The sequence below is a fragment of the Mediterraneibacter sp. 210702-DFI.5.30 genome (assembly GCF_020560115.1).
In the GTDB taxonomy this organism is placed as follows: Bacteria; Bacillota; Clostridia; order Lachnospirales; family Lachnospiraceae; genus Mediterraneibacter; species Mediterraneibacter faecis.
This window is the reverse complement of sequence record NZ_JAJCME010000006.1, coordinates 83,946-100,533: the sequence shown is the minus strand read 5'-3', so window position 1 is coordinate 100,533 and position 16,588 is coordinate 83,946. Positions and strand designations below refer to the sequence as shown.

Annotated in this window: 11 protein-coding genes; all 11 read right to left on the bottom strand. The window is 37.3% G+C overall.

The genetic code is table 11. The annotated features are described in order from the left end of the window. Positions 1 to 4: 4 nt before the first annotated feature. Positions 5 to 3,484: an AAA domain-containing protein gene (locus LI126_RS08165; RefSeq protein ID WP_227165175.1), complete on the bottom strand. Its 3,480-nt coding sequence runs from the start codon at positions 3,482 to 3,484 to the stop codon at positions 5 to 7. Positions 3,485 to 3,535: 51 nt separating this feature from the next. After that, positions 3,536 to 4,549 (bottom strand): transglutaminase domain-containing protein, encoded by a 1,014-nt coding sequence (locus tag LI126_RS08160; protein WP_227165174.1) that lies wholly within the window; start codon positions 4,547 to 4,549, stop codon positions 3,536 to 3,538. 72 nt (positions 4,550 to 4,621) lie between these two features. Further along, positions 4,622 to 5,383 carry a hypothetical protein gene (locus LI126_RS08155; protein ID WP_227165173.1) on the bottom strand — a complete coding sequence of 254 codons (762 nt, stop codon included), beginning with the start codon at positions 5,381 to 5,383 and terminating at the stop codon, positions 4,622 to 4,624. Next, positions 5,373 to 6,233 carry a PP2C family serine/threonine-protein phosphatase gene (locus LI126_RS08150; protein WP_227165172.1) on the bottom strand — a complete coding sequence of 287 codons (861 nt, stop codon included), beginning with the start codon at positions 6,231 to 6,233 and terminating at the stop codon, positions 5,373 to 5,375. The genes LI126_RS08155 and LI126_RS08150 overlap by 11 nt, the downstream gene beginning before the upstream one ends. Positions 6,234 to 6,249: 16 nt before the next feature. Beyond that, the gene (locus tag LI126_RS08145; protein ID WP_227165171.1) at positions 6,250 to 7,050 is read right to left on the bottom strand and encodes a vWA domain-containing protein; all 801 of its coding nucleotides are present in this window, start codon (positions 7,048 to 7,050) and stop codon (positions 6,250 to 6,252) included. Between the two features lie 42 nt (positions 7,051 to 7,092). Beyond that, complete coding sequence (locus tag LI126_RS08140) at positions 7,093 to 8,391, bottom strand: serine/threonine-protein kinase (protein ID WP_227165170.1); 1,299 nt, start codon at positions 8,389 to 8,391, stop codon at positions 7,093 to 7,095. Next, the gene (locus tag LI126_RS08135; RefSeq protein ID WP_227165169.1) at positions 8,391 to 8,900 is read right to left on the bottom strand and encodes a hypothetical protein; all 510 of its coding nucleotides are present in this window, start codon (positions 8,898 to 8,900) and stop codon (positions 8,391 to 8,393) included. The genes LI126_RS08140 and LI126_RS08135 overlap by 1 nt, the downstream gene beginning before the upstream one ends. Positions 8,901 to 8,981: 81 nt before the next feature. Further along, positions 8,982 to 10,049, bottom strand: a complete 1,068-nt coding sequence (locus LI126_RS08130; protein WP_227165168.1) for a leucine-rich repeat domain-containing protein — start codon at positions 10,047 to 10,049, stop codon at positions 8,982 to 8,984. 66 nt (positions 10,050 to 10,115) lie between these two features. After that, the gene (gene brxL / locus LI126_RS08125) at positions 10,116 to 12,185 is read right to left on the bottom strand and encodes a protease Lon-related BREX system protein BrxL (RefSeq protein ID WP_227165167.1); all 2,070 of its coding nucleotides are present in this window, start codon (positions 12,183 to 12,185) and stop codon (positions 10,116 to 10,118) included. 11 nt (positions 12,186 to 12,196) lie between these two features. Further along, on the bottom strand, positions 12,197 to 14,029 hold the full coding sequence (locus LI126_RS08120) for an ATP-dependent nuclease (RefSeq protein WP_227165166.1): 1,833 nt from the start codon (positions 14,027 to 14,029) through the stop codon (positions 12,197 to 12,199). 11 nt (positions 14,030 to 14,040) lie between these two features. Continuing rightward, positions 14,041 to 16,587, bottom strand: a complete 2,547-nt coding sequence (gene pglZ, locus LI126_RS08115) for a BREX-1 system phosphatase PglZ type A (RefSeq protein WP_227165165.1) — start codon at positions 16,585 to 16,587, stop codon at positions 14,041 to 14,043. Between the last annotated feature and the right edge of the window lies 1 nt (position 16,588).

The following is a 16,588-nucleotide window of genomic DNA, read 5'->3' as shown; positions in this document are numbered from 1 at the left end:
ATACCTATATTTCTTCTGGTTTTAAAAAATGGCCTCTACTGCACTTTACACATGGTCCATACTTTCCCAATATTCCTGTCAATTCACCACCATCGTTTTTCGGACACGCCACATTATGGTTTGATATATACCAATTCATCAAATCAGCCGTCAAGTATTTCATTTTTTTGCAGTTTTTGTTAGAACATCTTAAATATGCAGTTCCCCTTTGGTTCTTTGCAAGAATCATATGACTTTTACAATCTAGGCAAAATTCTTTTTCTTCTATAAATGCAGCTAACCCTATAGATTTAATTGACTGCCCCTCAGTAATATTACTTTTCAAGCTATTTTCTTTATTTGACAACGGTCTTTTATTAACGCCAACCTGAATAACTTCCAGTTCTGTTAATGCCTTAATCATTTCAATTGTATTTTTTCCTTTGATTCTGACTATAACATGTAAAACTGTCTTTAAAGAAGAAGACTTATCTACTTTAAAGCTCCAAGTGGCCGTTGGCAACCCATACCATGCTATTTCATCATCAATCACTATCAATGGAAATGTGGCGTTTTCAGTTCCCACACAATATCGTTTCCATGCATCCGAAAGCCCACTATATTCATTTGACTTCATCCAAATATCGATTCCTCGATTGTGTGCATCATCAAGAGCTTGAATAATTCGACCTTGTGTTTCCCTTAAATTACTACTTGGTAATGATACTATAACTCTTCCTTTAGATTTTTCAAAGTCATTTTCTAACATAAAAATAGCAGCATCTTCGTTTGTATATATTTGCATCATGCTACCTGGATTTACTTTTTCAATATAAGGCAGTAATGTTTTTTCACTGTTCGATACTACTTTATGCCCTTCTTTGATATAGCTTAACAATTTATAAAACACATGATTTGTACCTTTATAAAGATTACTCCAAAATTTGTCATTTGCGACTGTAATCAATTTCCCTTTTGCACGGGTAATTGCTACATTAATCAGCCTTATGATACTATCCGGCTCTTTTCCCATCAAATATCCGACAGCAGCTTTTGGATAACTTTCTACTGCATCGAACACAATCAAATCTGATTCTGATCCTTGAAACTGATGCACAGTTGCACAACTTATATGAGAATCATTTTGTTTATAATAATCTTTCAACATTGCACGAATTAACCGAGCCTGTGCAGCATATGGAGTTATTATTCCTATGCTTTCAATGCTTTTCTGCTCAGCAGCTATTGCTGTAGAAAATGAAATAATAGCACTAAGTATGTTGAATCTTGATCCATCAGTATTTTTATCCGCTACACAATAAGAACCTGCAAGATCAATTAAATTAACCGCATCTCCTGACAATGGTTCTGCTTTTACAATAGAAGTTCTTGCATTCATTACAGTTGGATGATTCTGTAATAATCTTTTATAAATGTATTTATTAGGAAAGCCAGCGATATCCGGATGCATACGTCTTTGCTCATTCAACATAACAAGCCATGGATGCCAATACATGTGACCTACACTATCTATAATTTTTAAATATGAGAAGATATCTGTCTTTAACAGCTTTGCATCTGGACACTGCGAGATTGGTGCCAACTGTCTAAAATCACCAACGCATATAAATTTTTCTTTTGACAATGTTGCCGCAGCAATCACTTGCGGTACATAAGCCATTGAAACCTCATCAAACATTACTAAATCGAATTGTCGCATCTCAAATATAGGGTCAATAGTCGCACGTGAGATTGTAGTTCCTATTAGCTGTGCTCGTTCCACATATCTTTTTTCTTCTTTTCGTATTTCATTCCTTATACGCTTAATCTTTTTTTCTATTCCATCATACTCTTCTGTTTTTTCTTTTTTCTTAGCCTTTAATTCGTCTCTTTTTAAAGTAAGTTCGTCTAAGTCAGCAGCAAGGCTTTTGCACTTGCTCAATGCAAAATTAAAAGAAGTAGCATATGGATGTTTTGAAAGTTCTTCGTCACGCACATATCCATAACGAAGAATTTTTCCAGCTTTTAAATCCGGCTCCATATCTACATCAAGTAACTCAACAATCTTTTTTACAACTCCATCTACTGAAACATTACTATGTGAAACGATTAAAACTGTTTTTCCTTGTTTTACATAAGTTTTGGCTATCTGTGACATGGTATATGTTTTTCCGGTACCCGGCGGTCCCCATACTGCCACAATATTATCTTGCTCCAGTTTACGTAAAACTTCTGGTTGCCCTTTTGCTACTGTGGAAATATCTTCAGTTGTTGATAGCTTTGGACCCTGTTCCAAAAGAGCAATAGCAATTTTATGTATAGATGGATTTAGAGTAGTTATTCTCTTATTCAATGCTTCCAATAATTTCCAAGGTTCCACCATCAAATACGCAGCCAGTACCTTTTCTCCTACATCATGATCCAACAAGAGCAAAATCTGGAAGTCCTCACAGACTAAAACAGTACCAACTGCATGAAAACCACTATTCGTATCTATCACAACTGGGGCATCATCTGGTAGATGCAATTCTGTTTCCAATTCAAAAGAATATGTATAAATTCCTTTGTCATCTTTATTGATTTTTGCACCATTTACAATTTTATATTTTTTTCCACGTCCCATCTTTAGGAAGTGAATCTCACGACGCAGAGCATCTGAATATTCTTGTATACTTGCACTTAAATACGTTGGTTCTTCTTCTGATAACTGTGTTAAATTTACTTCTGTTTTACCTTCTTCTTTTGAAGCAGCATCTGCTTTTAGAAGCATATTAATTATCCCACATGTCTTCTCATATTCATCAACTGTCATTTTGTATATGGAGATTTTTGTTAACTTCAGCTTTCTTTCTTTGTCTATTTGATAAGAAATTATCACTTTCTTGTAATTACTGCAAAGAAAAGTAAATTCAACCACAGCATCCGTCAAGAAGATCTTATTACCTTCATTTGAAATTGTAGTTCTAAAGTTTCTTGTCTTTTTACGTGGCAACAAGCAATAATCCATTTGAGATTCATATGCATCATTTACACGATCTGTATATACTGCTTTTTCAAATACAGTATCAACATCCGTTCCCGTTTCTTTATACATAAACTTCGTAGAAAGTTCAATACGATCCGCATATTCTTGAACTTCTGGAATTAGCAATCGAAAATGCAATTCATTATAGGATCTTGTAACTTGCGGCTGAAACATATTAATTCCAGATAAACTATTACCTTTTGCAAATGATTTTTGCATTATTTCTATTACATGTATTCTAGCCTCCTGTTCAATTGCCTGTTTTTGTAAAAAACTATTCACACGTGCAAGCCCGATTTTTAATTCCTGTTCTGTTTTAAAAGGTGTGTCATTTATTACTTCACCAAGTCCTGCTTGAAATAACATTTGAAATATCTGTTTTTCTCTTTCATATTTCACAAACAAATCACCACAAAGAGCAACACACAGTTTTCTGTTTTTGAATACACTATACCCATAGTCATTTGTTATTTTCGCCATTATATCAGCGATCTCTGTGGTATGCCACATACTCTTTTCCCTCACTTGTTTCTAATTAATTCTTATATAATAAACACCAATTTTTTCATTTGAATTATATGAAAAACCAACTCTTGTTGTTTCGGTACTCTGATAATTTTGATGTAAAATTGCACCTACCATATCAATAATATTCTCTTTCTTTAACATCCCATTTATTCGAAAGAAAATTTCTTTTTTCCCTTGTTCAATCTGATTCTGTATATGTCTTGATAATCCATAACGAGTATGAAAATCACACTTAACTTTAACAAAATAATTCGCACTACTTTTATTACATTTTGGAAGAATATTCTCCGATCTGTGCTCCAAGTTCATCAAACTATCCGTAAGATTAAAATAATCATAAATAATCTTTCTCGCTTTGACTGTTCCTATATCCCAAGTGACATCTAACTGATACGGCTCTCCATCAATATCCACAATATTCCATGCATGTGGCACGCATTGTCCGCTTTTTATTGAATCACCGGTTACGACAATACATTTCACATCAACCGCATTTAAAAGGACTTTCATTGCTTTTGCAATACCTTCACACTGTGCCTTATGAAAAGCAAAGACACCGAGAATATTGTGTGAAGCAATCACTCTGGATATTTTATCTTTATTGGCACCTTCATCATCATATTCAATGTGCTGACAAATCCAGTCATGGATTCGAAGTTCTTTTTCGTAATCACTACATTCTAACAGTTTTAAATATCCAACAATCTCATTTACCACTTTTTCAATTTTCCGATTATACTCTTTTACTTTTTCTTTTGAAAAGAAATATTGCGGACAAATAGCATTATTTCCAAAGCAGTCCTTCGCTGTACTGCAGGTTGTTTGATTCAAAAAATAAATAAGCGGATTATCTCTTGTCATTGCCATAAAGATACGTTCAAAACTGTCTCTACTAAATTCTCCGCGTACAGGGATTGGAATAATCTTTTGATGTGACATTGCACCTTTATAAAATGCTTTATAGATCGCCTGCTCTTGTTTATTCAGTTGATGATAATAATAACGATCTATAAGCATAATTCTATAACCTCTTTTTAATGTTTTGTTTCTTTAATAAATGCTATTATTTTTTATCATGCATTCCCACTTTTATTTAACCACAAAAGGCTCATCTAAGATGATATGACGCGTCTTTTTTGTAATAAGATCACCCACTAGAAACTCTGTATATATTGAAACACAGATATCTAATTCATCTATCTCATCTATCTGATACTGTTCTAAATTCTCAACGTCTAAAACAAAGTTATAATTAGCTGACGCTAGATATCTACTGTTTGATACAATTGTTGACCAATTATTTGCTAGGGATAAATTATACTTATTAACTAAGAAATTAGAAATGGTTACACATATTTTATCATCCGAATTATTTTCTACATAAAGATTTACAACATAACTTTCATCCGAATGTTTCCATATTCCTCGATATTCTACATAAAAATCTTTTTCATTGATAATAGTATTTTTATTTGTCACTCTTTTTTCTGAATGGTTTTTTGATAATTCCATTTCATCTGATGGTTCTTTTAATAATATTTTTTTAGAAAAATCATTACTTACAGCTTCTTCAAGATATAATTCTATCCACATATCAAGTGCTTTTATTACTTCTTTCTCCTGCATTCCATATTCATCAACAACTTTTTTTAAATATCTAATATACCGTTCTTCATCAATTTTCTTTTCATGTTTTAACTTATATGGAATACCTGCTTCATAAACAGCTAAAAGAATATTAATATCTTTCAATTCTGTTGGATACAAATCAAGCATAACCGCTCTTAATTTTGATCTATTGGCTGATTCTTCATTTACACACTTCATTACTTCTATTAAATCAACTTTCATACCCACCTCCATTATTGTCCGATTTTAAAAAGCACACCATTACAACCGTGATATCATCTCCACACCCAAGTTCACTGGTCTCTGTCAGCCAGTTCTTCAGATTTGCCTGTACTGTCTCAGCTCCATGCTCTTGAATCATCTGCAGATAATCCTTACATGTCTTCTGATACTCTTCATCAGAAGTATAACTATTTGCAAATCCATCTGTGGAAAGGATATACATATATGGCTCTTCACTTTCCATGTCCCGTCTCCGCACCGATGCCACGGCTTTTCTCCATGCATCTGGTTTTGAAAGGGAATGTGTTTCTGTTCCAAGGAATTTCTCTGGTTCCACCAGCGGTTCCACTTCATCTTTTGTCACAACACTGATATCACCATCTCCAATCTGGAAGGAAAATACAAAGCTGTCTGTCACTAGCATTCCAAGCAGCGTTGTTCCGTACAGAGAAAATACGGATGGCCACTTAATATTTCCATCTTCATCGGTCATTTCATCTACTTTATTTTTATAAAAAGACTGTTTCACCCTTGCCTGCCACTCTTCACATACATCCTGGGCAAAACGCATATCACCTTCCCGGTTAAGAAACGTGATCAGATTAGAAAGTCCTATTTCGTCTTCTCCATAGACTTTCAGATAGTTCTTCATGACTTCATAGAAAGAATTAACAGCAATCATGGAACCTCTGTCACTTCTGGGACATTTGGAGCTTCCATGACCGTCTGCAACTGCAACGATCGCAATTTTGTCTGAAATTTCTACGATTCGTTTATTATCCTGGCAAGGCATTTGGTTTCTTACGTGAGTCGCACCCTTGACGATTCCGTCACATATATAGCGTTTCATCCGACTCCTCCTCTTCTTACCAGACAGCTCCTTCATCGAAATCATCCGGATTTGGAATATTACTCATATCAAGTACCAGCGGTGCCCCATTGTTTGCCGGTGCAAACGGATCATCTGCCGGTGCAGATGCTACGGAAGCTCCTGATGCATCTGCAGGCGTGGATACGGATGCTGCAGGTGTAGATGCTGCAACCGAATTCATTGGCTTGCTTGATGGTGCGGATACCATAGAAGCTGTGGTAGATGCCCATTTAATCATCTTTGCAAGTGCTGTTGCATTATTCGCCTGCAGAACAAGCTCTTTATTTCCAGTAAATTCAATCAGAACCTCATCGTCTGCATCCTGTCCGATAGAAATGGCAATCTTCACTGCTTTTCTAAACCAAGGAAGCTTTTTCAGCTTCTCCATACTCTTTTTATAATCATCTGTCGGCTGTCCATCTGAAAGAAGTACAATCACTGGCGGTAATGCTCGCTCCGGCATTGGCGGAATACTTAACTGTGCTGCCAAAAGATCAAATGCTTTTCCAAGTTCTGTCAGTCCATTGGCATCCATATCTTCCCATCCATAATCCTCTACTGGCACTGGACTGGATGTAATCCAGCTTGCTCCTAATGAGAACTGTAATGCACGGATCAGTAGCTGTGCATTTGGATTATTATCCGCTGCAGAGCGCATTTCCGGTATGCACTCCTGAATCGTGTTATTTACGATTCCAATCTTCTCTCCATACATAGATCCGGAACAATCTACTACCCAAAAGAAATGAATCGGTCTTGTTGCTAACTCTCCACCTGGTCTTTGTAATACTTCCATGGTAAATCCCTCCCACATGTGCTTTTATTATCTTCTCAATCCTTATTTGAACTCCCCTGTTGATTCAGGGAATAAAATTTTTACACCTTTTGCAATTCCAGCTGTCTTTCCCGGAGCAACTGGTATCTGTGTGCCATCTGCTTTCTGATACGTCCAGTTCACCTTGTCCTCATTACGGATTCCCCAGAGTGTTGGGTTCTTTGGATTCTGAACCACTGATCCTACTACGGTATCCATATCAAAATCATCGTAAACATGATGATGTAACAGCTTTGTATTCTGATTTAACAGCACTCGGTTCTTTCCAATGATAATCTTATTTGGTACTTGTACTGTCTTTCCGCAGTTCCAACAAGTATGTGCCACACCCTTTGCTTCCAGATTCTCATCATAGAAAAGCTGAGCACCACAGGAACACTGTAACATTCCGCTCATCATGTTAGAGAATAACGTCATCCATTCCGGTTCCGTAATACGTTTGCTCGGCTCATTCAGTCCGACTGTAAATGCTCTGGTAAACATCTGACGCAATTTCTCCGGATACAGTGGCCAGTAAATCGTTGCATTATCATGGATTCCTTTCACCGGTCTGTTCGTCTTATTATTCGGATCAAAGATAAATACCGGATCTGTGCCATACAGCTTCACTCTGGCTGCCATATCCATACAGCGGATACTTGCTTCCAGCTTTCCTTCCAGTGGATGATTTACCATAAAAAGATAGAACAGTAGTACGGAAAGTGAATATCGGTCTGTATCTTTGGATGGTCGTTTTTCTCCTCTTACAATCTCTGGTGCCATAAACCCCGGTGTACCAAGGACTCCACCTGGCTTACTGTTATCAAAGGATACATTGTCATTATCACAAATCAGTACATCTCCATTATCCGGATTAAAGAATAAGTTTCCGAAAGAAATATCCTGATACTTTGCTCCCATAGCGTGTAGTTTCTGATAGCCTCTGGTCAGATTAAAAGCAGTTCTGCACAACGTATAAAAAGATGGATTCACACGTTTCTTCATCAAATCCACGATACTTTTATAATTTTTCGGTCGAAGAGGCATGATATAACCATACAGATCACTTTTCGCCGGCACAATCAATTCCATAGGCCAGAGAAAACTTTCATCTGGTGAACCTTTGGCAATGATTGTTTCCAGAATCTTTTTCTGGCGCTCAGTAGCACTGCCCTTAAAATACCATTTCAGTGCATAATGGTTACCACCACATTTCACATCATAGACTTCTCCCTGCCCACCGGCTCCCAGGAGACTGACTACCTCATATTTGTTTCCACTCTCTGAAGTGAGAAGTGTTCCATTTTTTAATTGTCCTTCCATTATGGTATCTGCCTCCTTTGTTTGATCAACTGCAATACCTGATTTACTACACTTCCATCCGCCACGATCATGCAATAGGATTTATTTCCAAACTGCATCTCGCAGGCATTGCTGTATGGAGTAATTGCGGTCAGATAACGATAAGTCTTGTCAAATCCCCATTCCGTTGCCTGAAACACAATCCTCTGATTCGTTATGTATAGAATTCCTCGGTGCTGCACAAGTTCTGTATGCTCGACCGTTCTTCCTCTTCCGGAACTCCATCTGGTTCCCTCAAATAATCCTGGGGCACTTCCTCCCACATGACGGAACTCTTTCACTGTTTTCTGCTCCAGATTGATTGCTTTATCAATAAAGTGAATCTTTTCTCCACGTTTCAGAAACAGTTTGTCTGTGTTTAAAATTGGAAGTCTGCCTGCAATAATCTCCTGTCTCGCTGCATCCGGCAAAATCGTTGTCACCGTAGGAATCTGGTTCCGATTTCCAAATAGTGCATCAAAAAGTCCCATCCTCTCACCTCTTTACTCAGTCAATATACCGTAAATCTTCTCTTTCGTTGTCGCATAGCAGGCGACAATCTGAAACTCATGCTATACCAGCTGATATTTGAATTTGTTCTTTCTGGCATACTCTTCTGCATAAGAGCCAAAAGAACATTGAATAATAAACTGCTTATCAGTATTAGTAAAGGCATCCTGCCCAATCTGCTTTACGCTGTCCGGAATCACAATAAAATCCAAAGAACTGCAGCCGAAAAATGCACGTTCACCGATGGCTCCCAGTTTTTCATGTAATTCCACTTTTTTCAGATTCATACAACCTTCAAACATACGATCCGGGATTCCTCCTATATTCTCCGGAATCGTCACATGCTCCATTGACTGACAATCTGCCACCAGTCCATCACCTAAGCAGAACACACTCCTTGGGATCGCGATGGTCCGTAAGCCAGTTCCTTTCAATGCACCATCTCCGATTGTCTTCAATGCCATCGGCAATGATATTGATTTAAGACTGCTACAATTCTCAAAGGCTGAATCTTCAATCTCTTCGATGCTGATCGGCAACACCACCTGATGCAATTTGTTACATCCTGAGAAAGCATTTCGTCCAATATACGCTATTCCTTCTGTCAGAATGGCTTCCTCTGTCGGAGAATTACTAAAGCTGTCATCTGCAATCTCCACTACCGGTATATTCCCAGATCTGTTCTGAAAAATAATCGTTTTGTTCTTATCACCACGAAATCCAGTCACGGCAAGACCTTTTCCCTTGCGGCTTTTTTCATATGCAAAAAGATCCCCATAAGATCTGCCAGAAGACGACTGTTCTCCCTGAATCGCCGGTCCGCTTCTTTGCTTCTGAATAGAAATGTCACAGGCTTTTCCAAGAACTTTTCCTCCATAGCAGGAACACCATACCGATACAATCCAGTCTGCATTGACACGACTCATGCCAAAATCGTCCATAAGCTGCTTCACATATCGGAAAGCAAAGGTATTATTGATATGGGATGCACTTTGGATATCCTGTGCAATTCCCATGTTATATGCCATCAATAGTAGATTAACATTCTTCGCCTGATCTGGAAATAAGTCTTTTACCAATGCAGTAAATTTCTTTCTATCATCTAGAGATGCCTGGTGTTGCCGCAGCATCTCTTCAAAATCCTGTTCAAAAATAACTCATCACCTTCTTATCTGCTATTGTACTGTATTCGAGTCTTATTCCACACCAAGTGCTTTAAATACTGCTTCTTCTGCGGAAGAATAGAAAATCAGGCTAAATGCGCCAACCAAATCTGATGGTACGGTTCCCAAATCTCCTGCGGAAGTAATTGGCAGTAAGACTTTCTTCGCTCCACTGTCCAGACATACCTGCAGAGTACTTGCCAGCTCATCTACCTTGATCAGAGTACCTCCGATACTGATCTCACCAAGAATTGCAAGGCTGTTCAGTGGTGTCTTGCCAAGTGCTGCGGAACAGATTGCAATCAGCGTCGGCAATGCTAGGTTTCCTGTCATTCCAATTCCCTGCATATCCTGATAGTTGATAATATAGTCCTTTGTTGTGGTACTAATCTGACCAGAAATACGGTTTCCATTGGCTTTCAGATAATTAAATGCTGTATTGGTTGCTTCTTTCGGTTCTTTTCCTGATCCAATACCGGTACAGGTCAGTTTTCCATTACCAGGCATCATCTGTGTTTCCAGCATATAACAGCCAATCATACCTGTCTTTGATTTGGAAACGGTATAGACAGATCCTGGTTTTCCCATTCCCTCTGGAATCAGCTTGCCGCCACCCTGCTCAGGAACGGAAACGTAATGCTCTTCAAAACTATCATTGTCTGTATAAGAGAAATTCACATCATAGAACTCCATGCCACCAATCTTCTTCAACTGTTCTTTTACTCTGCGACGAAGTTCCAGTGAAATCTCTACAATTTCACGTAATTCTTCTTTTGTTACTTCTCCATCTGGATATAATAACTTCGTAAATCCGGAAATCATCTTGCGGACTGCAATGGTATCACGCTGGTTCAGGTTGTTTCCAAGGCGGAAATACTTGTCCATCAGGTCACTGTAGCTGTCCTTACGAAGTTCACGCATAAATTCAGACAGATAATCTGTGATAAATCCATAATCGTTGGTAAAGGAATCCGGTCTGTATTTCGGAATCTCCCAACCAGGAATATAACAATGCATACGATCCAAAAATGCTGTGTCAGTACCCATTTCCGGTGGGAATGGATCAAATAAACTGGAAGTCTTCAAAAGAGTATCTACGCTCTGGTTGATGTTTCCTACGAATACCATAGAAGCCTTTGCCTGAATCTCGGCTTTTCCTCGTGAAAATGCTCCGGATGCCATGTATCCTTTCATAATCTGGATGCCATCTTTATCCTTGAACTTAATACCAGCGACCTCATCAAAAGCCACACAATCCCACATACCTACAAGACCTACGGTATGATTAGACATATTATAAAAGAGGTTCGCAACCGTTGTCTGTCCTCCTGCAACCAGAATACTGTTTGGAGAAATCTGCTCATATATGTAAGATTTACCAGTAGAACGTGGTCCCAATTCACAAAGATTGAAATTATTCTCTACAAGTGGGATCATACGTGCAATCAACAACCATTTTGCTCTTTCACTAAAGCTTTCAGGCTCCAATCCCGTAGAACGAAGCAGGATATCCATCCATTCCTCTTTTGTAAATGCTTTTCTTCCATTTCTTACTTCATCCATATCTACATGTGGCATCTGGATCGGTGTCAGCTTACGGATACGGATTGGCTGCGTATTTTTCTTATCTTCCTCAATAAATTCATACTCCATCTGCAGGATACACCAGATACCACCACAGAGCAGACGATCATAGTCTTTCACATAATCCGGGTGAATTGGAATCCCTTTCACACCCAGATTGGAGAATGTAGCTTCGTAGCGATCTTCCTTTGTATTCAATACAACCGTGATACGGTCAATTACTGTATAGCTACCTCTTTCACGCAAAAGAGAGAGAATCTTCTGTGCCTCATCCGGACGCACATAGTTATCTCTTAAAATACGCTTTACGTTCTCTACTCCCTCTTCAATGATCTCGTCATCATCAGAATTACAGTACTGTCCAAGGAGATATTCCAGTACATAGACCGGAACATTGGCTCCCTCACGAATAGATTTAGTTAAATCCTTTCGGACAATGCGCCCATCATAGTATTGTCGGAGCTTTCGTTTTATTTCTTCTCTTTTGTCTTCAGTTGTATTTTCTCTATATTCGTCCATTTTTTCTCCCATCAATCTCTATATATTTCTTGCAAAAGAGCCTTATGCGACTCAAACATATCATCTAAACAACTGATTTGTTGATAATAATATGTAAAAATCGTCCTGTGATCCAATTTAACTGCAGAGATATTCGAAAAGTTATTTACAATACCTGCATGTAATGATTCAAGATAACGATCCATAATAGGCTTTGTCATAATATACTGAATATTTGTAGCTGATATTTCTTTAAGCATATCCGTAAATTGCAGGTTGTCATAGATTTTTCCAGAACGTGCCTCTTTTTGGCGTTTATAATGTTTTTCTAGTTCCTGATGTACTTCAACATTTAAAACATCCTTGACCTTATTAAAATACTCAGCGTTTGTTTCCATTATAATATTTTCAACCACGTCTTCTGAGTTTTCTAAACTATAATATGAGCATAATAATTTTGCCAATTTATCAGGCTCAGCTGCAAATGTTGACTCTATGCCATAACCGTTCTGAAAAAACACTTTAAATTCCGCACCACTGGTATCAACATTTTTTTTATCTACATTTCCAGCAGATTCTTTTTTATTACATGGAACACAGTCAGTATCTCTAATTAAAAGCCATTTGCAGTTTGTAGGAATTATACCTTTTAATGCACGTGAATATGTAATTAACTTAGCGTTTAAAGTATCTATTCCATCCATTTTTACAACTATTTTCATCGGAAAAGACACATTTGCATACTCTTCATATTTAGGACACATCGTATCAAGAAAGTCAATATCTCCCACTCCTTCTACTAAAATCAGTTTTCTAGCATTTCGTAACTTTTCAACATCTTCAAGATCTCCAACTAAATTTTCGAGAACAATCCCTTTATATCCTGCTGGAAGATGATCTACTATACCATTCTCTTTAGCACTTTCTGTCATGAACAAAATTTCTTCTTCATCCACTTCTTTCAAAAAACGATCGTTATGAGATATAATCAGTAACTGACTATTCGTTAATGTTCTCAATTCATTTATCAATCTTCTTTGTAATTTAGCATGAAGATGTGAATCTGGTTCGTCAATTAAAAGTAAATATATTTCTGGTTCCACATATTCTAATGAAGAAAATATTTCTGCAAGTTGTAAAAACCCACTACCATATGAAAATATATTTTTACCATCCACTTTTATGGAAATATAAGTTTTATCATCTTTTTGCTTTTCAACGATTTGATAGTCTTTTCCCATTACATTATTGATATGTTCCTGCACATTCAAAATATTATCTTTAATTTTATTACGTAAGACCTCATATCCTTTTCCTTTTGCAATTTTATCCATTACCTGAGCTTTATACATATATGGTTCTTTTGCTATAATATTAGCAATCGGCCTTGTTTCACTAATCATAATAAAATTTGATAAATTTTTGCCGGGAATCGAATTAACCATTTCAGCAAATTTTTCAAATTCAGAGTAATCAATATATTTTGTTTGATAATATGCGTCATCCATAGAATCAACTTTTTCAAGTCTAAATCCTAATCTATAAGATATCCCATTATATTCAATTTCCAATGTAATCTCCGCTTCCGCATCCTTTTTTGAATAATTGTGTGGAAATAAATCCATGTCCTGATATACTCTAATATGTTCCATATCTCGGAATAAGAGATTATGTGCTTGTGCATAAAATCCCTTTTTGCTCTTTTTAATTGTGTCATCATAGCACATTTTCCACAACAAAATAGCTTCAAACAGTGTCGTTTTTCCTATATTATTTTCCCCGATAATCACATTAAAATTGGGGTTAAATTTGACAGTAATATTATAAATACTCTTAAAATTTTTTATTTTTAATGATTTAATCATTTGTTATCACCTCAAAATCCAAAATCATCCACGAACGCAATATCAATCATAAATTCATACTGCTGCAGTATGTTCTTCTCATCATTTGCATCTGCCAGCACCAGATAATACTTGTCTCCATACTTATATTCTCTGGACTTCAATGTAAATTTCTCATGGAATGTTCTTTTCTCCGGTGCATCTTCTCTGCTGTTTGCCACAATCGGTACATCAAAAGATATCTTCTCTCCATCTTCCGTTGTAAAGTATGCCACCAGGCTTCTTGCTTTCATGGTATCTGTTACTTTCTCTGTCTGAATGAAATCAAAGTAGGTAATCAGGTTTGTGACCTTTCGATTGACAGAAGTTAAGATCACATCCACATAATCATATGCAACTGCTCTAGTATTCGTTGTCAGCTCAATTACCGGAATCAGCATCTCCTGGAGTGAAGAACCACCATGCACATAATTCTGTCCACCGCCAGCGACTTTGAAAATATCTGCTCCAATCGGCGTGGTCACATATAAGTGATTCATGTATGCCATCATTCTTGACTTCATTCCCGGCTTATTTACTTCCTGTGTAGTCAGCAGGAATCGTTTATTGGAGTATGTACAGATTTCCCGATCATAAGATACTTTATCAAATTCATGCAGCTTATCTCGCTTATATAAGAATCCATGATCTGCAGTAACAAAGAACTTTGCTGCCGATATATAACCGGTCAGCTTCTTAATCAATTTATGGATTTCCTCGATTGCCTCTCGGCAGGCTGTAAATACTTCATTCTCGCTGGCTGATTTATCTCCACGGGCATCGACCTGGTTGTGATAAATGTACACGATATTTTTCTTCTGTAATAACTCACGGATTTTCTCTTTATTGGCACTTGCCACTTCATCAAAGGATAATGCCACATTATTTTCATTCTGAGCTTTTAATATCTTATCTCTGGAAGCCAGATCACCGCAGCGCTGTCCATCTACCGTTACATTCAGCTTTTCATCCACCTGCAATTCCTTGTGTGGTAAAAGGCTTGCCATTCCCACTGATGTTACAGAAGGAAGGCTACTTATCATGCACTCCAGCTTCGGTGTACACTTCTCATCCAGTTCCAATCGTTCCATCAGCTCTTTGGCACATTCATACCGGAAAGCATCTGAAATAATCACGATGACACGATTCTTTCCTTCATAAGCCTTCAGGTAATTGCGATAAAAATCTTCCTGACGTTTTAATCCAGTATCTGCCATCAGATTATCTGTCAGCTCCTGATTCCACTTCGGAGTTACTTTCTGCAAATAAGTGAATGAGTACATGTTCTCAATGTGCTCTCTCACCAGTGCAAAACGCTCCGTATCTTCCATACAGTCATAGGCACTGTAAAACCATCTATAATAAGAATCAATCAAATACGTCTGTTTCTGATAATCAGCTACCATTTTCCTGATATCACTGGTCACTTCCAGAACAGATACCGCTTTCATCATCTGATAAGCATATTTGATTGCCTGATATTCATTTTTATATACATTTCCAAAATGACATGACTTTGCCGTTCGCTGCTCTGCAATCTGAGCAAGGTTCATGCCATCAATCTGAGCATCCAGAATCTCATCATTTAGCTGATCCAGTGCCCAGTCAATTAAGATATTATCCAGTTCCCGGAAAGCATCGCAATTTGCAATATCCCAAAGTTGTGCAGACTGATCTTTTGATTTGTTCGCATCCTTTTTCAATTCGTCTCTGATTCTGCTCACTACGCGTAACGTCTTGTCCACTTTTTCTGACAATGCATCATAAGCATCCTGATAAAGTACATTGTCCATCAGATTACGGACAAATACGACCACATCATTCTTCTTTTTTAATACATAAGATCGCAAAACAGCTGGCAATGTATCTTTCAATGCTACCGAAGCATACGTCAACAGCATACATGCAGCCAGGTCATCCATGTTCGGATTCTCAGCCTGATACCCAAAATACTTCTCACATAACTCCCAAAACTTATTTAAAAGTCCATTATCCTCCAAGGCTTTCATGTATGCTTCGTTATCATTTAATAATAACTTTCTTGTAATCTCTTCAAAATTCGGAGTCTTTACATCTGTAAGCACGGCAATAAGACCAATATCAATGGTTTCCACATTGAAATGGTCTATGCCGAGTTCTTTAAACTTCTCAATACGATTCTTGTTTTTCCAGAAATTACTGTACTGTGCCAGATGTTCTTTAAATCGGTTATCAATTCCAATCTCCTGTGACATCTGGGATACCCGGTCCGTGTAGTACGGAACCGAGTAATAATACATATCTGCTAATGGATTCTCTGCATCACTTGGTTTCGGGAATGGTGCATATACAAGATACTTGCTCTCTGTATCTGATTCATTTAATAACCATTTGGAATAAAACCAGTTTGTTCCATCCAGAATATGTAATTTTGCATTATCCAACTGTAACTCAGATACTTCGTCTTCATATTCTCCTTTATCATCAAACCAGAATATAATGCGTGTATTCCTTTTTGAAAATTCAGTATTAAGTTGCTCTTGTATATTTTGTAAATCCATT